The organism is Clostridioides sp. ES-S-0049-02 (assembly GCF_020658465.1).
In the GTDB taxonomy this organism is placed as follows: Bacteria; Bacillota; Clostridia; order Peptostreptococcales; family Peptostreptococcaceae; genus Clostridioides.
Window position 1 is genome coordinate 109,550 of sequence record NZ_JACVWG010000001.1, and the last position, 21,408, is coordinate 130,957.

A 21,408-nucleotide genomic window follows, 5' to 3' on the forward strand; every position below is an offset into this window, starting at 1 on the left:
CTGGAATAAATAGGTATATTTTATGATGTTTGATAATTTTCATCATTAATCTGCATAGTATGGCATAACTGCTTTAGAAGAAATAGTGTTTTTATAATAATTCTATGATGTAAAATTCTGGTTGTGGTAAATTTTTTTTATAGTTAGTGATATTTATTTAATATATACTTTGAAAATCAGTAAAAAAAGTATCTTTAATTAGATTCTTGAAAATAGAAAAGCCATCTATAATAAATAGATGACTTTTTATATAATAAATTGTAGTTTGATTTAGTTTAATACATTAGTAATCCTAATGTAATTACAATGATTTCTGCTATTAATGAACCAACTGCAACCACAATAAAAGTTTCTTTAAAACCAGTTTTATGTGTTAATTTAGATAAACTCAAGAATGTAAGAAACACACCACTTTGAGGTACTATTGTTAATATATTTGAAGCAATTGTAGCAACACGATGGATTAACTCTGGGTTCATACCAGTACTTAGATAATAATCTGCAAAGTTCGGCATTACTATTCCCAAAGCCCCAGAAGAGGAGCCTGTTATTGCGGACATTGTTGAAGTTAAAACAGTAAGACTTATAAGTGGACTACCTGGTATTGACATGATAAGTTTACTGAATATATCAAAGCCTGGTGCAGCCATTATTACAGCTCCAAATGCAACAGCAGAAGATGTTGCAAAAATAGGTCCTATAGAACCACTAGCACCAATACTCAATGTTTGTATTTTTGATGATAAAAATTTACGGAATAGAAAAGCAGATAAAACAATTGCAACTATTAAAGCTATGTAAATTACATTTTTTTTCATAAACTCTGAACCAAAAGTACTTCCAGATATTGCTATGACTACAAGTGACAATAGAGGAAAAATACTTGCAAAAAATCCTGGTAACTCTCTATCTAAAGATTCTTCTTCTACATCTGAAGTGTAAGTTGCATAAGTTTCTCCTTTCCTAAGACTCTTGTTTAAAGTATATTTCATGTATACCAGACCAAATACAGCACAACCTATACTTCCTGCAATACTTGGTATAGCTGCTGCAGTAAGAGATGTGTTTAAGTACTGAATAGGAATAACATTTTGAATAGCTGGTGTACCAGGAATCATAGTCATAGTAATTGTTGCAATTCCAAGCCAAAGAGGTATCTGAATAAGATTCCAAGAAATATCAAGTTTTTTAAATAGAGTTCTTGCAAGTGGAATAACTGCAAACATAACTACAAATAAACTTATTCCACCATATGTTAATATAAAACTTACTATAAATATAGCAACTAAAACTCTATAAGGGTGATTAGAACCAAATTTATTTAGAATAAAATCAGCTATAGATACAGTAGCTCCACTTTCCTCCATAAACTTGGCAAGTATAGAACCTAACAAGAATATTGCAAAGTAACTCATTATATAGTTTCCAAGTGCTCCCATATAATTATTTTTGTCAGCACCCAGCATTGATGTCACGACATCCATTTTATTTAAGAGAACAACTATCAAAGTTGCTATTGGAGCAGCTATAGTTATATGAATTTCTTTAACTGAAAAATATATAATAGCTATAATACCAATAATTATACCAATTGGTGCGATAATACTCATAAATATCCCTCCTTAGTAGAAGGACCTGAAGAATAAATTCCTCAAGTCCTAAATATGTAATAACTACTGTGCAGTATATCCTCCATCTAGTAGGCAAGCTTGTCCTGTAATTCCTTTAGCCTTATCACTAGCTAAGAACATCGCATAATCAGCAATTTCTTGAACATCTAGTAGACGTTTTTGAGGTACAAGTGGATATAGAACTTCTTCTAATACATTTTCTAGTGGTACATTACGAGTTTTTGATAGGTCATTAAATTGACCTCTAACAAGTGGAGTATCTACATATCCAGGGCATATAGCATTAACTGTTATACCTGAGTCAGCAGCTTCAAGTGCAGCAACTTTTGTTAGACCTATAAGTCCATGTTTAGCTGAATTGTAAGCAGCTTTACCAGCAAATCCAATTACACCATTGATTGAAGCCATGTTTATTATACGACCAAATCCTTGTTTTTTCATTATAGGGAATACTTTTTTAGTAGCTATAAAAGGTGCTGTTAACATTATTTTTATCATAAATTCAAATTTATCAGTTGGGAAATCTTCTATCATAGCAACATGTTGAAGACCAGCATTATTTATTAGTATGTCTAATCTTCCATATTTTTCTATAGTTTTATCTATTGCATGGTTAATTTCTTCTTCTTTAGTTACATCACACTTTACATTTGCACAATCATAACCTTCTTTTTGTAATTCTGATGTAACTTTATCTAGTGCTTCTTGATTTATATCAGAGAATACTACCTTAGAACCATTCTTCAAGAATGATTCAGCTATTTGTTTACCTATTCCACTTGCAGCTCCTGTTACGAATACAACTTTGTCTTTAACCATTTTTATTTCCTCCAATTTAATTTTATTTTTATATTAATTTTTTGTATTAATATTTTACATCTTTTAAATTTATTTTCTGATGTAATTTTGATTAATTTTAAATAATCGATGCCTCTTTATTTAATGAATCTGACAATATTAAAGGTGCTTCAGTAGCAGAAAGAACTTCGTCTAATGTGAAGATAGGATTTATTTCTATAAGAAGGAGTCCATCTGTAGTTACTTCTATAACTCCCATCTCAGTTACAATTAAATCTACAGCATTGGTTGCAGTAAGTGGGAGAGTACAGTTATTTAATATTTTTGCTGAACCTTTTGAAGTGTGTTCCATTGCTACAATGACTTTTTTTGCTCCAGTTACTAAATCCATAGCTCCACCCATCCCAGGAACCATTTTACCTGGAATCATATAATTTGCTATGTTACCATATTTGTCAACTTGGAGTGCTCCAAGAACAGTTATATCTACATGACCTCCTCTAATTATTCCAAAAGAAGTGGCACTATCGAAAAAACAACCTCCAGGAAGGATAGTAACTGGCTGACCACCAGCATTTACAATAGTTTCATCACTTGAATTTCCACTTTCAGCTGGTCCTAGACCTAGAAATCCATTTTCAGATTGTAAAATAACGTTTACCTCATCTGGAATATAATTGGCTACTTTGGTTGGTAAGCCTATACCAAGGTTTACAACAGCTCCATCCTTTAATTCCTTAGAGACTCTGTTTGCAATATATTCTTGTATTTCTAATTTATCCATTATAAATTACCTCCTTCAACGATGTAATTCACAAAAATACCTGGTGTAGTAACTTCATTTGGGTCGATATCACCTATTTCAACAATTTCGCCTGCCTCGACTATTGTAATATTAGCAGCTGAAGCCATTAAATTATTAAAGTTATTCATAGAACCTTTGTAAACTAAGTTACCTGCTTTATCTACCTTTGAAGCAAATAAAAGAGCAACATCAGCATGAATTGGTTTTTCAAGAAGATATTCTTTACTATCGACAACAATCTTTTGCTTTCCTTCTTCTATAAGAGTACCAATGCCAGTTGGTGTTAGTATTCCACCTAAGCCATAACCAGCTGCACGAATTTGTTCAGCAAGAGTTCCTTGAGGAACTAATTCGACACATGTTTCATTATCATTCATCTGTCTTCCTGTTTCTTTGTTTAATCCTATGTGAGAGGCAATTATCTTTTTGAACTGCTTATTAACAACCATCTTTCCAACACCCTTGTCAATAAAACCAGTATCATTACAAACTAATGTTAAATCTTTTATACCTTTATCACATAAATAATCAATTAAATTTTCTGGGGAACCATTGGCCATGAATCCACCAACCATTACTGTATCTCCATCTTTGATGTGAGATAGAGCCTCATCAATGCTAACTATTTTATTCATATTTCCTCCTATCGTGAAACTATCATCGCTATTCCTTGACCACCACCAATACAAAGTGTTGCAAGGCCAGTTTCTACTTTACGTTTTTGCATTTCATAAATAAGGGTTACAAGTACTCTAGCTCCACTTGCTCCTATTGGATGTCCTAGTGCTATTGCACCACCATTTACATTTAGTTTAGACGAATCTATTTGAAGTTCATTTTTAACTGCAAGTGCTTGTGCTGCAAATGCTTCATTCGCCTCTATCAAGTCTATATCGTTAATATTAAGACCCACTTTTTCTAGTGCTTTTTTAGTTGCAGGAATTGGACCAGTTCCCATTATTTCAGGTTCTACACCAGATGATGCATATGATTTTATTGTAGCAAGCGGCTTAAGCCCAAGTTCATCTGCTTTTTGTTGACTCATTAGTATCATCATTGCTGCACCATCATTAATTCCTGATGCATTTCCAGCTGTTACAGTACCATCTTTTTTAAAGGCAGGTTTAAGCTTGGATAGTATTTCAGATGTCATGCTTAATTTAGGATATTCGTCTGTATCAATAGTTTTAATTTCTCTATGATTTATCGCAGCTTCTACTGGAACAATTTCGTCTTTAAAACGATTGTTTTTTATAGCTTCTTCAGCTTTATTTTGGCTTTCTAGTGCTATTTTATCTTGCATTTCCCTTGTAATTCCAAATTTATCAGCAACATTTTCGGCAGTAATTCCCATATGATATTGATTGAAAGCATCTATAAGACCATCTGTTAGCATACTATCTACCATAGTAACATTGCCCATTTTACTACCAAAACGAGCAGTAGGAATAATGTAAGGTGATTGACTCATATTTTCAGTACCACCTGCAATTACTACATCATTTTCACCAGCTATAATTGATTGAGCTGCTAGTTGAATGCTTTTAAGTCCTGAGCCACATAATTTATTTACTGTGTAACTTGGTACAGAACTTGGTATACCTGAGTTTATGGCAATTTGCCTAGCAACATTTTGTCCAAGACCTGCTTGTAGAACATTTCCAATTATCACTTCATCTATCTCAGATAAATCAAGTTTTATACGTGATATAGCTTCCTTAACAGCTACAACTCCAAGTTGAACAGCAGAAGTATTTTTAAATACGCCACCAAAGTTTCCTATAGGTGTTCTTACTGATGATACAATTACTACATCTTTCATATTTAATAGTTCCTCCTTGAATGATTATTTGAAATTTTCTGAATAAAAAACTTTGAAGAACACTATAATAAATTACTTATAATACAAACTTGTTTTTAAGTAGTTTAATTATTTTTATTCCTAATGCCTTAGGTTTTCCTCTTTCTAACTATAGATTACGGCTAAAAATGTGTTTTGTCTAAGTCTAATTTTTTATACAACATATAAGGAAAATTTATAGGATAAAAATTTAGAATATATATATAGGAATATTTTGTTAAAATATTAATGAAATTATTTCGCTTTTCTTATAAAATGTTCTTATAAGAAAAAATATTAATATCAACTATACTTGTAAGAAAGGTGGTTTGAAATGGATATAAAACAGTTAAAATATTTTGTTGAAATAGTGAAATCTGGTTTTAATTTATCAATTGCATCAAAAACTCTTCACATATCTCAGCCAGCCTTAAGTCAAATTATAAAAACCTTTGAAGAAAATGAAAATGTGTATTTATTTGAGAGATATAAAGGCAGGTTAAATGGCTTAACTCCAGCAGGAGAAAGATTTTATGTAAATGCAGAAAATATTATAAATGAATATAAAAATATGATGGAGGATTTGCGAGAAGATTCTGTTCAGTTTAAAGGGAAAGTTAGAATAGGAATACCACCACTTATACTTGGAATAGCTTTTTCTGATGTAGTTGCACAATTAGTTGCAAACAATCCAGACATAGAATTTGATATAGTAGAGAAGGGGGCATACGATTTAAGTAGAATGCTTATTTTGCAGGAATTAGATTATGCAGTTCTTTTACATCCACATAAAATTGATAGGGGTGTAGTAACAGAACATGTACTTCAAGAAGACGAACTTACAGCATTTTTAAATATAAATCATCATCTCGCAAAGAAAAATAAAATAGATTGGAATGATTTAAATGAAGAACTGCTTGCAATATTTAATCCTACATTTATGATACATCATAAATTAATGCAAAAATTTACTGATGAAAAAGTTAAACTTAAGAGGTATATTATGTCTGGTTCTTGGGATTTCTTGTTGTTGTCAACTACAAATTCTGACTTTATAACTATTTTACCATCACCAGTACACGATTTTTTTGAAAATAGTCAAATTATAGAAAAACCATTTAATGACCCTATCACATGGAAGGTTGTGTTATGTAGACCTAAAAAAGAGCGCTATAGTCATGTAGATGAACATGTATTTAAATTTATTATAGATTTCTTTAGTAAAAAGAATCTATGATTTGTTATTTTAATAACAAATCATAGATAAAATAATTAAGTTCAATTACAATAAACTATTAGTTTTTCAACTACATATTAATTAAGGGAAAATAAATTTTATATAATATATAAATAATTTAGAAGGTTATTAAAGTTACTTAATATATAACTTCATTAAATTCTATAATATATAAAATTTTTATTTTGAAATATATAAAAAGCAGTGAGTGTATTTATACACTCACTGTAAAATATTTTGTATTTTTATTTTAAAGTATTGATATTATCAAGTGTTATTAGAGAACTTTTTACTTATTATAGTTAAACTCATAACTGTTAAGAAGATAAGTAAGCCAGGAAATACAGCTAAATATAACTTATCAAAAATATGTCTTTGAGCATCTTGAAACATGTTACCCCATGATGCAAGAGGTAACTGTATACCAAGTCCTAAAAAACTAAGTGCAGATTCAGTTAAGATAGCATTTGCAATATTTAATGAACCAGCAACTGTGATAGTTTCTTTATAGAAGCCTTAGGAGCTAGATAAGTATTTAATACAATTAAAACTAAAAAACTTGGAATACTCATAAGCATGTCCACTAATCTCATCAATAACTGGTCTAGTTTCCCACCAATATAGCCACTAATAACACCTATAGTAGTACCAAATACTATAGAAATAAGCATTGATAAGATACCAACACTAAGTGAAATTCGTCCTCCATAAAGTGTTCTAGCAAAGTAATCTCTTCCTAGTTCATCTGTACCAAAAATATGTTTTAACCTAGGTTCTTGAAGTTTAGTAGTAGTATCATAGAGAGATATTCCATCTCCAACAAACCCACCATCTGGATGTAAGTTCCATACAAGATGTCCTTATTGTAAGGAAATATGTAAAATATAAGTACCAGCTTTAAAGGAAATCTCAAAAAATCATATGGTTGCATGTCACTTAGTATAGAGGTTTTCAAAACTAAATTTGGCGTATATAATAAGAATAATAGATTAAAGTAAATATTTTATAATTACATGTAAAGTGTAATACTATCAATATTAAGATAGTTAATATATAAGTCTAATCTATAAATTATATATTGAAAAGAGAGGTAGCTATGTCAATTTTAGTAACTTTATTAGGTTTGTTGGTCTGTACAATAATTTCAACTATACTTAGTAAAAAATGGAGCAATATTCCTCTTGCAATTTATCAAATTGTATTAGGTGTTTTATTGTCTATTTTACCATTTAAATTTTCCTTTTCGTTTAGTCCAGATATATTCGTAATATGTGTCATAGCTCCACTATTATTTAGTGAAGGTCAAAATGTATCAAGAAGAGAATTATTAGAACTTAGAAGACCAATTTTACTTCTTGCATTTGGACTGGTTTTAACAACAGTATTTGCAGGTGGGATTTTTATACATTTTCTTATTCCTGAAATGCCACTATCAGTTTCATTCGCTTTGGCAGCAGTAATATCTCCAACTGATTTAGTAGCAGTAAAATCAATTACACAAGGTTTAGATTTTCCTAAAAATATGATGAATATACTTGAAGGAGAATCGCTATTAAATGATGCTGCAGGAGTAGTGGCATTTAAAGTTGCAGTACTTGCTACCGTTACAGGCTTTTTTTCAATAAAAGAAGCAAGTATTCAATTTTTGATTACTGCATTTGGAGGAATAATAGTAGGAAGTATTTTAGGATATATAATTATAAAAATAAGACTTAATTTGCACAAGTGGAATTTAGAAGAAATACAAATGGTAATAGTCATACAGATAATGACTCCACTTTTTGTGTATTTTGTGTCAGAAGAGCTAGGGGTATCTGGAATTTTAGCAGTTGTAATGGCAGGTATAGCCCATGGAATCGAAAAAGAACATTTACAAAATACAACAACTAAATTGAGAATAATATCAGATAATACATGGTATGTTTTGGAGTATGTACTGAATGGGTTTGTCTTTACATTACTTGGTTTTTTGTTGCCAGGTATATATCAAGGAATTATCACTAACAACGAAGATATAGCATTAAATTTAACTTTTATTGCTATTTTAATTGTAGTTATATTATTTATTATAAGATTTATATGGGTGTATTTATGGCACAGTTCTTTTATAAAAATCAAGAAAAATCCTTTAAATAATTTCTTTACAGGTTTTTTAGGATTTAAGAATGAAGAATTTGAAAAAGATGATACTTCTAGATGGAAATATTCATTAATAGTTGCTACTTGTGGTGTTCATGGTACATTTACACTTGCAACTGCTCTATCTATACCATTTTACCTAGACAATAAAGATATGTTTCCAATGAGAGATATTGTTTTGTTTATATCATCAGAAGTCATACTTATAAGTTTATTACTCGCAACAGTTTTATTGCCAGTACTATTAAAAAAGAATGTACAAAAGTCAGAAGACTTATTGTCTGATAGAGAGGCATATAAATTAATTTTAAAAGAAGCTATTTTAAAACTTAGCAATGAAAAAGCGCAAGAGGTACAGCCAGTAATACATGATTTAAATGAGCAGCTAGTAGATTTAGAAAAGGGTATATTAAATATTCCAGATAACAAAATTATAAATATGATGATTGCAGAGGCAGATAATCAAGGCTTAATAGCTGTTCATAAATTATTGAATGATGGAAAAATTTCTGGTAGAGCATTTGAGTTATATAGATTTTATATTACAAAATCGAGAAAATCTGTCCAAAAATCAATATTTAAGATTGTAAAATTAAAAATAAGTATGTGGATTATAGATAGAAAGGTAAAAACAGAAGTAAAAGAAAAGATTACAAAAATAATATCTGAAAATAAGGAACTAATTAAAGAGTTTCACCATGCATATGCACTTTCTACAAAGACAGCTATATCATTTATAAATAAAAATATTAATGAAGATAATAGGCATGAATCATTAATAGTAATTAGATTTTATAATCGTTATCTAAATTGGCTAACTAGAAAAATTCATAATGATGAGAAATTTGAAGCAAAAGTAGTATACTATAGATTAATGGCAATACAAAGTGAAAGAGATAGTATTCAACAACTAGTTGAAAACAAACAAATATCAAGAGACGTAGCTAAAGAACTATTGGAAAATATTCTCTATGATGAAATGATGATGATAGAATGAAAAAAATAAACTGTATAGGATTTAAATTTTATTGGTACTAAAAAATAGGAAACAGTTTTCAATAATTGCTTGACATAGATATCCATTTATAATAGAATAAAGCTATAAATTGAATACAATATTTATGAGCGTTAACAAATTGGATTGTTACTGGGAAGCAGGCAATACCTAAGTTAGGATATACAGGTGAATTGTATCTTAATTTAGGTGTTTTTTTATGAATAAGGGAAATTGTATTTTGGGAGAGATATTGATTATGATTATTCAACAAATTTACAATAATAATGTTGTGTTAGTTTTAGATGAAAACCAAAAAAAAGAATTAATACTAACAGGATGTGGAATAGGATTTCAAAAAAAGAAAGGTCAAGAAGTAGATAAAAGTAAAATTGAAAGAACCTTTGTAACACAAGATGAAAGTTTTATAGATAAAATTGGAAAATTAGCAAGCCAGGTTGATGAGAAGTTTTTTGAAGTGAGTACAGAGGTAATTGCTCATGCAGAAGGCATTTTAAATACTGAACTTTATGAGTACATATATGTAGCACTTACTGACCATATTGCATTTGCAATTAAAAGATATCATGAAAATATAAATATAAAAAATGATTTACTACATGAAATAAAAAGAATTCACAAAAAAGAATACGAGATTGGAAAATGGGCTGTAGATTATATAAATAAAGAATTTAATGTAGAGTTTCCTTTAGATGAGGCAGGATTTATAGCTATGCACATAGTAAATTCAAATTATAAAGGCAGTTCAAAGGAATCCCTGTTAATTACTAAAATTGTAAAAGACATACTAAATATTATAAGATATTATTATAGAGTTGAGTTTAAAGAAGATGATATAAATTATGATAGACTTCTTACACACTTAAAATTTTTTGCAAATAGATTAGTAAAAAGAGAGGAACTCAATGATACTAATAATGATATTGTAGATATAATCAAGATAAAGTATGAAAAAGACTATAATTGTGCATATAAAATAAAGACACATGTAGAGAAAAACTATGAGTACTATGTAAGTCAAGATGAATTATTATATTTAACACTACATATTAAAAGAGTCATATCTGTGTTGAATTCATGATAAACATACTAAATAAATATAAATTCAATATCGGTGTTTAAGATATTATGTAAAATTTAATAGCAATATAATAATTTTAAAACATTAAGATTGTTACTGATAATGCAGGCAAGACTTAGGTTTATAAGAAAATTATAACAGTTTATTTTTAATTCTAAAATTAGGTTGATATAGGTTTATTTATATTAACATGAGGTTTATTTTTAGGATTAAAGTTACTAGTGTAATTTTTTATAAACTTAAGTCTTTTTTATTTAAAAAATATAAAATAATAAGGAGAGAGAAGTAAATGAAAAAAATATTTGGTGTTTTACAAAAAGTAGGAAAATCTTTAATGTTACCAGTTGCATTACTTCCAGCAGCAGGTATATTGCTTGGTGTAAGTAATGCTTTAGCAGGAGATGCGTTACTTGCTCATTTTCCAGCACTAGCAAATCCTACATTCCAACTCATAATAAGTATAATGGAAAGTTCAGGGCAAATCATATTCAATAACTTGCCACTTATATTTGCAGTTGGTGTAGCCGTGGGTCTAACCGAAGGCGAAGGTGTAGCAGCATTGGCAGCTATAGTAGGTTTTTTAATCCTTAATACGTCTATGGGTGTTATGGCAGGTGTCACGGAAGATATGATAGATAACTCTATGTATGCAAGTATTGTTGGAATACCAACAATTCAAACAGGTGTATTTGGTGGTATTATAATAGGCATAGTGGCTGCTTATCTTTATAAAAAATTTTATAAAATTGAACTACCTCAATATTTAGGTTTTTTTGCAGGTAAAAGATTTGTGCCTATTGTTACATCATTAACAGCAATAGTAATAGGAATTATATTATCATTTATTTGGCCACCAATACAAGAAGGATTACTTAGTTTTTCAAAAAATGTTATAGAAGCAAATCAAACATTAGCAGCATTTATGGAAGGGTCTTTAGAAAGGTTATTAATACCATTTGGTTTACATCATGTTTTCCATAATCCATTCTGGTATCAATTTGGAGAATATGTAAACAAAGCAGGTGAACTTGTAATGGGTGACCAAAAGATATTCTTTGCTCAACTTAAAGATGGAGTAAATTTCACAGCAGGTACTTTTATGACAGGTGCGTTTCCGTTTATGATGTTTGGTCTTCCAGCAGCAGCACTTGCTATGGTACATGAAGCAAAGCCAGAAAAGAGAAAATTTGTAGCAGGAATAATGGCATCAGCAGCACTTACATCTTTTTTAACAGGAATAACTGAACCAATAGAGTTTGCATTTTTATTTGTTGCACCAGCATTATTTGTAGTACATTGTTTATTTTCAGGTTTATCATATGCAGTAATGCAACTATTAGGAGTTAAAATCGGATTCACATTTTCAGGCGGATTAATAGATTTCTTACTATTTGGTGTACTTCCTAATAGAACTCCATGGTATCTAGCTATTTTAGTAGGTATTGGATTTGCAGTATTATATTATAGTGTGTTTAGATTTATGATAAGAAAGTTTAACCTAAAGACGCCAGGAAGAGAAGATGAATCAGAGTCTAATGTGGAGATTAGTGAGATTTCAAAAGATGAGTTAGCATCAGAAATACTAATAGCTTTAGGAAATAAAGAGAATTTAAAAAGTTTAGATGCTTGTATAACAAGACTTAGATTAGTTGTAAATGATATAGATAAAGTGGATAAAGAAAAGTTGAAATCACTTGGAGCAGCAGGTGTAATGGTTATTGGAAACAATGTCCAAGCTATATTTGGTCCAAAATCAGATGCAATAAAATCTAATATAAAAGATATAATAGAGGGAAAAGTAAAGATTGAAAATACTGATATTAAAAATATAGATAAAAAGAAAATGGAAAAAAATAATAACACAGAAAACACTAATATAGGTAATACTTTGGTGGAAGAAGAAATTTATTCATTGACAAATGGAGAAATCTTAGGTATAGAAGAAGTTCCAGACTCTGTATTTTCAAGTAAATTAATGGGCGATGGTTTTGCAATTAAATCTGATGATGGATTAATTTATTCACCAGTAGATGGAACTATTGGAGTTGTATTTCCAACTAAACATGCAATAATAATCAAATCTAAAAAAACTGGAGTAGAAATACTTATACATTTAGGTATAGAGACTGTAAACTTAGAAGGAAATGGGTTTGATGTATTTGTAAATGTAGGAGATGAAGTTAAATCGGGTGATAAACTGGTTAATATGGACTTAGAATATATTGAAAAAAATGGTTTATCAACAATAAGCCCAGTAGTATTTACTAATTTAGAACAAAATCAAAAACTAAACATTAAAAAGGGAAAAGTCACAGCAAAAGAAAGTAATCGTGTAAGTATATTAAAAGAGAGTATTGAAAAAATAGGATAGACACATCAGTATATATACTTAAAACTTGTATGAGTTTTAGTAATTATATAAGCATAATTTTAATTTATATATTTTAGTTTAATTAATAAAAATATATGATTTATATTTCAAACAATTAGAGGTACTAGTATATCTATTTTACTAATACCTCTAATTTTTCTTGAAATAAAATCTATAATAATTATTTATTCATCTAACAAATTACTATCTAAAGGGCTTTTATTGTTTAGATAGTTTTTAGGAGATACACCATAATACTTTTTAAATGCCCTTACAAAGCTAGAATAATCATTAAATCCACATTTACTACAAACTTCACTCATAAGATGTCCATTGGTTATTAATGATTTAGCTAAAATCAGTCTTTTTTGAATTATATAATTGTGTATGGATGTTCCAGTATGAGATTTAAATCTTCTCATGAGATAATATTTGCTTATAAAAAATTCAGATGCAATGCAGTCTATAGAAAGTTTATTCTCTATATTTAAGTTTATATAGTTTAATATTTTTTTTATAGTTTCATCGTAAAATACATCTTCTACAGATTCTATGTTCTCGTTTTTTAAGAAAATTCTATTTAAAAATATCATAAGCTGTATGAACAAGGTATTTCTCAGTATTTCATTTCCAAATTCATTACTAGATTCAGAAATATTTATTTGCTCAATAAAAAGTTTGAGTGATTCAATGTCATGTATCTTTAAACGCAATAGATTACATTTATTTTCTGTGGCTGTCTTAAAACATTTTTCTAAATCACTAGTATTATCACTGTTTTTTTTCATAAATTCTGGGCTAATCCATATTGCAATTCTTTCATAAAATACATTTGAATCTATAACTGGTTTGTGAATTTCATTACTACTAATAAAAAGTATGTCCCAAGGTTTTAGTTTATATGGAATTCCTTCAACAAAATAAGTTACATTTCCATCTATAAATATAATTATCTTATTAAAATCGTGATTATGGTATTCAAATTCTATGTCTTTTTTATCTCGGATACTAAATATTTTAAAATTATCATTTAAGTATCCAATTTTATTGTCTGTAATTTTCATAAAAGACCTCTCTTAGATTATATTATAGAGAATTATAGAGCATTTTTTACAATATTTCAAGCATTTTTAACCATTCACATAGTAAAAAATTCTTAATATAATATTACATGAAGTGTAATTTTAGCAAAAAGAGTTTAAAGGGAGGAAAGCATTTATGAAATTAAATGATATTATACAGGGGTTGGATATAATCAGTGTCAAAGGTGAATTAAATATAGATATTAATAGTGTACAATATGATTCAAGAAAGGTTACAGAAGGTACATTATTTGTATGTATAAAAGGATTTGTGTCAGATGGTCATAAATATGTAAAAGATGCTATAAACAAAGGAGCAAAAGCTTTTATTGTTGAAGAAGATGTAGACATAAAAGGGTATACGTTTATAAAAGTAAAAAATACAAGAGAAGATATGGCAAAGATAGCTGACAATTTTTATAATCATCCATCACAAAAATTTAATGTTATAGGAGTTACAGGTACTAACGGAAAAACTAGTATAACTACTATACTAAATGAAATATTAACTTTGAATAAAAATAAAGTTGGTCTTATTGGTACTATAAAAATATTTGATGGTGAAAAAGACATTATTTCTAATTCAACAACTCCAGAAAGTATAGATTTACAATATCATTTTAATAATATGTTAAATAATGGATGTGATTACTGTGCTATGGAAGTTTCATCACACTCATTAGCACTAAATAGAGTTGATGAAACAGACTTTAAACTAGGAATATTCACAAACTTAACACCAGACCATTTAGATTTTCACAAAGATTTAGAAGACTATAGAAAAGCTAAAGAAAAATTGTTTTTTAAGACTACTATGGCAAACATAATAAATATAGATGATGATGGTGGTAAAAAGATATACGAAAATATAAAAGATATAGATGTTCCTTGTTACACATATGGAGTTGAAACTAATGCTGATTTTATGGCTAGAGATATAAAATCAGATTCAGATGGTGTATCTTATAGATTAATAACTCCTTCTTATGAAGAAGTTATATTTATACCAGTTCCAGGAATGTTTACAGTATATAATACTTTAGCTGTTATAGCTGCTTGTTATGTACTTGGCATACCTAAACCAGTATATAAAGAAGGTCTTAGACTTTCTAATGGAGTATCAGGAAGATTTGAAACTGTACCAAACGATAAAGGTATAAGTGTAATTGTTGATTATGCTCATACTCCTGACGCACTTGAGAATGTATTAAAGACAACACAACAATTTGCAGAAGGAAAAATAATTTCTGTATTTGGATGTGGTGGAGATAGAGATACTGAAAAGAGACCTTTAATGGGTGCTATTGGACAAAAATATTCTGATATATGTATTGTAACTTCTGATAATCCAAGAACTGAAGAACCAGAAGCAATAATAAAGGATATACTTGAAGGAATAGATAAGGAAAAGAAAAATTATCATGTTGTTGCTGATAGAAAGCAAGCTATAGAAGAAGCTATAAGTATGGCAAAGAAAGATGATGTTGTAATTATAACAGGTAAAGGGCATGAAAATTACCAAATAATAGGTAAGGTTAAGCATCATTTTGATGATAAAGAGATTGCCAATGAATGTTTAAGTAAAATGTAAGGTGAAAATTTAATAAAATATATATTTTAAGAATATAATATCAAAATTATTTTGATATTATATTCTTTTTATGTAGTGTACATTAATACAAATTATGTTAGTAACCTTTAATATAGATAATATAATTTATTAAAATTGTATTATCTATATTAATTAATTTTTTATTGTAATAAAGTTGATAATTTTGTATAATTACAGTAAATATGGAAAAATAAGTATTGTCGCAAAATTGTTAGAATAATTGATATAAAATAATAATTGTATACATATAGATTCCAGAAAGGCAGGAAGCGTGATGTTGGGTGATGCAAAAAATAATAGGCAGGGTTTGTCCATAATTGCTATCATAAGTATCTTAGTAGTTACAATTTCCTGTTTGATTTATGGTTCAAAGTTGAATAATACACTAGGTGAGGAAACGAATCAATATCTTTCAGAAATAGCAAATCAAAGTGTCAATGTGTTAAAAAAACAAATTAATGGCGATATAAAATTGTTACAATCAATTTCAATATGTATTGAAGGAGAAAAATCTTTTGAATTGGACAATATTATTTCAATACTTAAAAGAGAATCTGTAAATAGTTCATTTAAAAGAATGGGTGTTATTCTACCAGATGGTATGGCATATACTACAGATGGTTATGTAGAAGATTTTTCTAAGAGAGATTATTTTTCCAAGTCAATGCAAGGAGAAGTAGTCATAACAGGTAAGTTAAAAGATGTAATAAAAGATCATAAAGACATTAATGTGTACTCTGTACCAATTTATAAGGGGAACAAGATTATTGGTGTTATATTTGCTACACATAGTACAAAGTTATATGAAAAGATACTCTCTGTACCAACTTTTAATGGAAAAGGATATTCTTATATAGCTAATAGTAATGGTGATATTGTTTTAAATCCAAGTAGCAAAAACGCAAACTCTAATATGGAAAATTTATTTTCATATATAAATAAAAGTAATGCCTTATCAAAATCTACTCTTAATGATATGAAGTTAAATATAAAAAATTCTAAATCAGGTTCATTAAGTTATAATATGTCTGGAAAAGGATATTATTTAAGTTATGCTCCAATAGGAATTAATGATTGGTATCTTTTTTCTGAAGTTCCTAGAACTGCTGTATCTGAAAAATCATATGCTATTATAAAACTTACACTATCAGCATGTATAGTTTTAATTGTGATATTTACATCATTAATAATTTATATCTTGATTATGCAAAAAAAGAGTAAGGAAAGGTTAGAAGAATTTGCGTTTAAAGACAGTATTACAGGAATTGGAAATTCAAATAAATTTAATCTGGAAGGTGGTAAATTTTTATCCACTCATGAGAAAAAAAATCTAGTTTTAATTTATTTTGATATAGATAAATTTAAGTTAGTAAATGATAGATTTGGATATGAAGAGGGAGATAGAGTATTAAGAAAAATTGCAGAGATGATTGAAAATATGTTTAAAGAAGAGTCTGTATTTTCAAGAATTTCAAATGATAATTTTGCTATAATATTTGAAAAAAAGAAGGATAAAGAATCAGTTATAGAAATATGTGAAATTATGCGTAAAAAATTATCTATGATAAAAACTAGCTTAGATGTAGAACTTAATCTGATACCATCTATAGGAGTGTATTTTATTGAAGATGGAGAAACAAATATATCTACTTGTCTTGATAAGGCTATGATTGCAAAGACTACAGTAAAAAGAAAATACTTAAAAGTGTATGAAATTTATGCTGAGAATTTAAAGGAAACTCTTATAGAAGAACGTGATATTGAGCAAGAGATGCACGATGCTTTAAAAAATGAACAATTTAAGGTATATTTGCAACCTAAAATTGAATTATCAACAGGTAAAATAGTAGGTTCTGAAGCTCTTGTACGTTGGCAACATCCAAAAAAGGGATTAATAAGTCCAGGCGTGTTTATTCCTATTTTTGAAAAGAATGGTTTTATAACAGAATTAGATATGTTTGTATTTATTCAAGTTTGTAAAAATTTTAAACGTTGGGAAAATGAAGGCTTACCTAGATTTCCTATATCAGTAAATTTATCAAGAGTACATCTTGAAAATCCAGACTTTATAGAAAAGTTTGAAAACATTGCAAAAGAATATGATATTGAACCAAATTTAATTGAAATTGAACTAACAGAGAGTGCAATATTTGATAATACAAAAATGTTATTTAAAATAATGCAGAATTTAAAATCTGTAGGATTTAAAATATCTATGGATGACTTTGGCTCAGGGTATTCTTCTTTAAATATGCTTAAAGATATGCCAATTGATGTATTGAAATTAGATAGACAGTTTTTTATAACAGTAGAAGATACAAAAAAGAGTCAAATTGTGGTTTCAAGCATTGTTCAGATGGCAAAGCAACTTGATATAAAAGTTGTTTCAGAGGGAGTTGAAACCTTAGAGCAAGCAGAGTTTTTAAGATTTATAGGATGTGATATGGCTCAAGGATTTTTATTTGCAAAACCAATGCCAATAGAAGAATACGAAAAGTTGATATTAAATAGGAATGATATTGAAGGTATGAGTACAAATTAAAAAACTTAGTACAAAATGAAATAAAGATTTGTAAGAAGAGTGAACTTTGTATAGTCAAAGTTCACTTTATTTATGTAAAAATACTTTGGTATAAAAATATGAATTAGGTTTAGAGTATTACTTTACATTATATGGAGCATATAATATTTTCTAAAAGAGATATAATTTTTCCATGACTAGAAGTTTTTAATTTGAGTGTAGCAGTTTGTGAATATAAGAATATCAGCAATTATGTAAGTACTTAAGGGAGGAAAATTTTTGAGTAATATAACAATTAGGGAAATGGTAAATGATGAAAGAAAGCTTGTTTTGGTGGAAAGCGTATTTGGGATTACAGTAAAGTACTGTCATTGTTGACAATCATAATTTCTGTGGGAATACTATATAGTTTTTAAAAACCACAAACCTTTAATTAAAAAAGAGAGCTTCTATTATGATTTTCAAAAATCATTTAGAAAAACTCTCTTTTTTATAAAATCTAAATAGCTATTATAATATAATAGAAGTTTCTATTATTCTAATTTTTTTATTGTAATACAATAGTTAAGATTGTAGATAAATAAGCATTTTAAACATTAAATCTAAATAATATTACGTCTCCATCTTTAACTATGTATTCTTTACCTTCTAATTTAACTAATCCTTTTTCTTTTGCAGCTGCCATAGTACCATGTTCAACTAAATCATTAAAAGCAATTGTTTCAGCCCTGATAAATCCTCTTTCTATGTCAGAATGTATCTTTCCTCCTGCTTGAGGTGCTTTACTTCCAATCTTTATAGTCCATGCTCTGACTTCTTTTGGACCAGCTGTTAAGAATGAAATTAGACCAAGTAAGGCATAAGATGATTTTATAAGTTTATCAAGCCCTGATTGTTCAAGCCCTAATGTTTCTAAAAATTCTTTCTTTTCTTCAGCAGAATCAAGTTCAGAAATTTCTGCTTCTATTTGTGCACATACAACAACAACTTCAGCATCTTCTGTTTCTGCAAATACTTTAACTTGTTGAACATACTTATTACTTTCTCCATCATCTGCCAAATCATCTTCTGATACATTTGCAGCGTATATTACAGGTTTAGATGTAAGTAAATCTAATGAATTTACAAAGCTTTGTTCATCTTCTGTAAATTGCATAGTTCTTACACACTTACTATTTTCTAAAGTAGCCATGATTGAATTTAACAAATCAAGCTCAGAAACTAAAGTTTTATCAGCTTTAGCGGCTTTTTGAGTTTTATGAATTCTTCTTTCAAGAATCTCTATATCAGAGAAAATTAATTCTAAATTTATAGTTTCTATATCGCGAAGTGGTTCAACAGAACCATCTACATGTATAACATTTTCATCTTCAAAACATCTGACAACATGTACGATTGCATCAACTTCTCTTATATGTGATAAAAATTTATTTCCTAAGCCTTCTCCTTTAGAAGCACCTCTAACTAAACCAGCTATGTCACAAAATTCTATAGCAGTAGGAACTATTTTTTCAGAGTTGTACAATTCTTTTAGTTTATCTAATCTTTCATCTGGAACAGATACAACTCCAACGTTTGGGTCTATTGTACAAAAAGGGTAATTTGCAGATTCTGCGCCTGCTTGAGTTATTGCGTTAAATAGTGTGCTTTTACCTACATTTGGTAAACCAACTATACCTAATTTCATATTAATCGTCCTCTCTCTTATTCTTTTTATATTCTTTATATAACTTTAAACAATCAATCTATGGGATTGTAAAATTGTTTTAATTATAGACATACATATTGATTATACATCATATATATGAAGCTTGTAAACTAGACTTTAAAGCAGACTGCTCTAAATAACTTTATATTTAAATTTAAATAAAAATATTACTTTTAGAAAATAATAAAAAGGATATAATTAAATAGAAGGTTTTTATATATAAGTATATACAATCAAAAAATGAATAAATTTCAATTTTAAAATTGATGTTTAAATAAAAAATAGGAGGTACATATGGTTAATACTAAGAAAATAATAAATTTAGGTAATAATATTAATTTGACTTTGATAAAAACAGAAAAGTTTAAATCAAATCTTATAAGTTTGTATGTTCAGAGATTGTTGGATAAAAAAGAAACTACAAAAAATGCTTTGATACCATCAATAATAGCAAGTGGAAGTGAAAAATATCCTAGTGCCAGAGCAATATCCAATAAACTAGATGATTTATACGGTTCGTCTATGGGAGCTGATGCTGTAAAGCGTGGAGAGCGTCAAGTACTAAGTTTTAAAATAATTAATATAAGTGAAAAGTATTTAGATGAAAATATATTTGAAGAAGTAGTAGAATTTTTTAATGAAGTAATAAATAATACACTTGTTGTAGATGGTGGATTTAAAGAAGACTATTTAAATATTGAAAAAGAAAATTTAAGAGATAAGATACAATCAATAATAAATGATAAAAAAGAATATGCACAAGATAAATGTATAGAAGCTATGTGTGGAAATGAAAGATACAGTATAAGTGAGTTTGGTTACGAAGATGAAATAGATAACATAACTTCAAAAGAGCTATATGAGCATTATAGAAATATACTTAAAACATCTCCAATAGACATAGTTGTAGAAGGTAATTTTGATGAAGATAAGGTTGTAGATATAATAAGTAATAATTTAAAATTCGAAAGAGAAGATATTATAGATATACCAAAAGAAGATTTCATAAAACATGTAGATGAAGTAAAAGTAGTAGACGAAAAAATGGAAATAACTCAAGGTAAATTAGTTATGGGGTATAGAGCAAATGTAGATTATGTAGATAATGATAAATATTATGCCCTTGTGGTCGGAAGTAATGTATTAGGTGGTGGTCCACACTCTAAACTATTTGTGAATGTAAGAGAAAAGGAAAGCTTATGCTATTATATTTTCTCTTCAATAGAGAAGTATAAAAGTATTATGCTTATATCATCTGGAATAGAAACTAAAGATTATGATAAAGCTGTAAAATTAATAAAAGAACAATTAGAAAGTTTAAAAGCAGGAGATATATCTGATGAAGAGTTAGAAAATAGTAAGCTTGCTTTAGTTAACTCTATGAAATCTATAACAGATAATATAGGTGGAATGTCTGATTTTGCTTTTTCTCAGTCTATGGCAAAGACAAATTCTGAAGTAGAAGACATAATATCTAGCATAGAGAAAGTTACTAAAAAAGATATAGTTGAGGCTGTAAAAGATATAGAACTTGATACTGTATACTTTTTAAGAAATTAATGGAGGAG

General features: G+C 28.3%; 15 protein-coding genes and 1 pseudogene. 8 read left to right on the plus strand and 8 right to left on the minus strand.

Features of this window, described 5'->3' with window-relative positions; genetic code table 11:
* Positions 1 to 275: 275 nt before the first annotated feature.
* The 5 genes from IC213_RS00630 to IC213_RS00650 all read right to left on the minus strand — a co-directional run bounded on the left by IC213_RS00630 (position 276) and on the right by IC213_RS00650 (position 5,056).
* The gene (locus IC213_RS00630; RefSeq protein WP_227432389.1) at positions 276 to 1,610 is read right to left on the minus strand and encodes a GntP family permease; all 1,335 of its coding nucleotides are present in this window, start codon (positions 1,608 to 1,610) and stop codon (positions 276 to 278) included.
* 63 nt (positions 1,611 to 1,673) lie between these two features.
* Positions 1,674 to 2,450: a 3-hydroxybutyrate dehydrogenase gene (locus tag IC213_RS00635; protein WP_227483788.1), complete on the minus strand. Its 777-nt coding sequence runs from the start codon at positions 2,448 to 2,450 to the stop codon at positions 1,674 to 1,676.
* Positions 2,451 to 2,547: 97 nt separating this feature from the next.
* Positions 2,548 to 3,213: a 3-oxoacid CoA-transferase subunit B gene (locus IC213_RS00640; RefSeq protein WP_227824225.1), complete on the minus strand. Its 666-nt coding sequence runs from the start codon at positions 3,211 to 3,213 to the stop codon at positions 2,548 to 2,550.
* A complete protein-coding gene (locus IC213_RS00645; RefSeq protein ID WP_227824224.1) occupies positions 3,213 to 3,869 on the minus strand; it encodes a CoA transferase subunit A in 657 nt (218 codons plus the stop codon). The genes IC213_RS00640 and IC213_RS00645 overlap by 1 nt, the downstream gene beginning before the upstream one ends.
* An 8-nt stretch (positions 3,870 to 3,877) precedes the next feature.
* Positions 3,878 to 5,056 carry an acetyl-CoA C-acetyltransferase gene (locus tag IC213_RS00650; RefSeq protein ID WP_227824223.1) on the minus strand — a complete coding sequence of 393 codons (1,179 nt, stop codon included), beginning with the start codon at positions 5,054 to 5,056 and terminating at the stop codon, positions 3,878 to 3,880.
* Between the two features lie 352 nt (positions 5,057 to 5,408).
* Here IC213_RS00650 and IC213_RS00655 point away from each other — a divergent pair, with 352 nt between their 5' ends.
* Positions 5,409 to 6,311, plus strand: coding sequence for a LysR family transcriptional regulator (locus IC213_RS00655; RefSeq protein ID WP_227824222.1), 903 nt, complete (start codon positions 5,409 to 5,411; stop codon positions 6,309 to 6,311).
* 476 nt (positions 6,312 to 6,787) lie between these two features.
* On the opposite strand, the gene IC213_RS00660 is transcribed toward IC213_RS00655, so the two are convergent.
* Entirely contained in the window at positions 6,788 to 6,982 is a 195-nt protein-coding gene (locus IC213_RS00660; protein ID WP_227824221.1) for an ABC transporter permease subunit, read from the minus strand.
* Between the two features lie 133 nt (positions 6,983 to 7,115).
* Here IC213_RS00660 and IC213_RS21220 point away from each other — a divergent pair.
* From IC213_RS21220 to ptsG, 4 genes and pseudogenes are all read left to right on the plus strand, one after another.
* Positions 7,116 to 7,199, plus strand: a pseudogene (locus tag IC213_RS21220) (hypothetical protein); the annotation flags it as partial.
* A 208-nt stretch (positions 7,200 to 7,407) separates the two neighbouring features.
* Positions 7,408 to 9,447: a cation:proton antiporter gene (locus IC213_RS00665; protein ID WP_227862623.1), complete on the plus strand. Its 2,040-nt coding sequence runs from the start codon at positions 7,408 to 7,410 to the stop codon at positions 9,445 to 9,447.
* A gap of 256 nt (positions 9,448 to 9,703) precedes the next feature.
* Positions 9,704 to 10,546: a BglG family transcription antiterminator LicT gene (gene licT / locus IC213_RS00670; protein ID WP_227483783.1), complete on the plus strand. Its 843-nt coding sequence runs from the start codon at positions 9,704 to 9,706 to the stop codon at positions 10,544 to 10,546.
* 289 nt (positions 10,547 to 10,835) lie between these two features.
* Positions 10,836 to 12,917, plus strand: a complete 2,082-nt coding sequence (gene ptsG / locus IC213_RS00675) for a glucose-specific PTS transporter subunit IIBC (protein WP_227835292.1) — start codon at positions 10,836 to 10,838, stop codon at positions 12,915 to 12,917.
* Between the two features lie 185 nt (positions 12,918 to 13,102).
* Here the strand turns inward: ptsG and IC213_RS00680 are convergent, their stop codons facing one another.
* Entirely contained in the window at positions 13,103 to 13,981 is an 879-nt protein-coding gene (locus IC213_RS00680; RefSeq protein ID WP_227482910.1) for an AraC family transcriptional regulator, read from the minus strand.
* 154 nt (positions 13,982 to 14,135) lie between these two features.
* Between IC213_RS00680 and IC213_RS00685 the strand changes: the two genes are divergently transcribed.
* The gene (locus IC213_RS00685; RefSeq protein ID WP_227862624.1) at positions 14,136 to 15,590 is read left to right on the plus strand and encodes a UDP-N-acetylmuramoyl-L-alanyl-D-glutamate--2,6-diaminopimelate ligase; all 1,455 of its coding nucleotides are present in this window, start codon (positions 14,136 to 14,138) and stop codon (positions 15,588 to 15,590) included.
* 295 nt (positions 15,591 to 15,885) lie between these two features.
* Positions 15,886 to 18,153 (plus strand): EAL domain-containing protein, encoded by a 2,268-nt coding sequence (locus IC213_RS00690; RefSeq protein ID WP_227862625.1) that lies wholly within the window; start codon positions 15,886 to 15,888, stop codon positions 18,151 to 18,153.
* A 568-nt stretch (positions 18,154 to 18,721) separates the two neighbouring features.
* Here IC213_RS00690 and ychF read toward each other — a convergent pair.
* Entirely contained in the window at positions 18,722 to 19,819 is a 1,098-nt protein-coding gene (gene ychF / locus IC213_RS00695) for a redox-regulated ATPase YchF (RefSeq protein WP_227432402.1), read from the minus strand.
* 315 nt (positions 19,820 to 20,134) lie between these two features.
* Here ychF and yfmF point away from each other — a divergent pair, with 315 nt between their 5' ends.
* Positions 20,135 to 21,400: an EF-P 5-aminopentanol modification-associated protein YfmF gene (gene yfmF, locus IC213_RS00700; protein ID WP_227845589.1), complete on the plus strand. Its 1,266-nt coding sequence runs from the start codon at positions 20,135 to 20,137 to the stop codon at positions 21,398 to 21,400.
* The last annotated feature ends 8 nt before the right edge of the window (positions 21,401 to 21,408 follow it).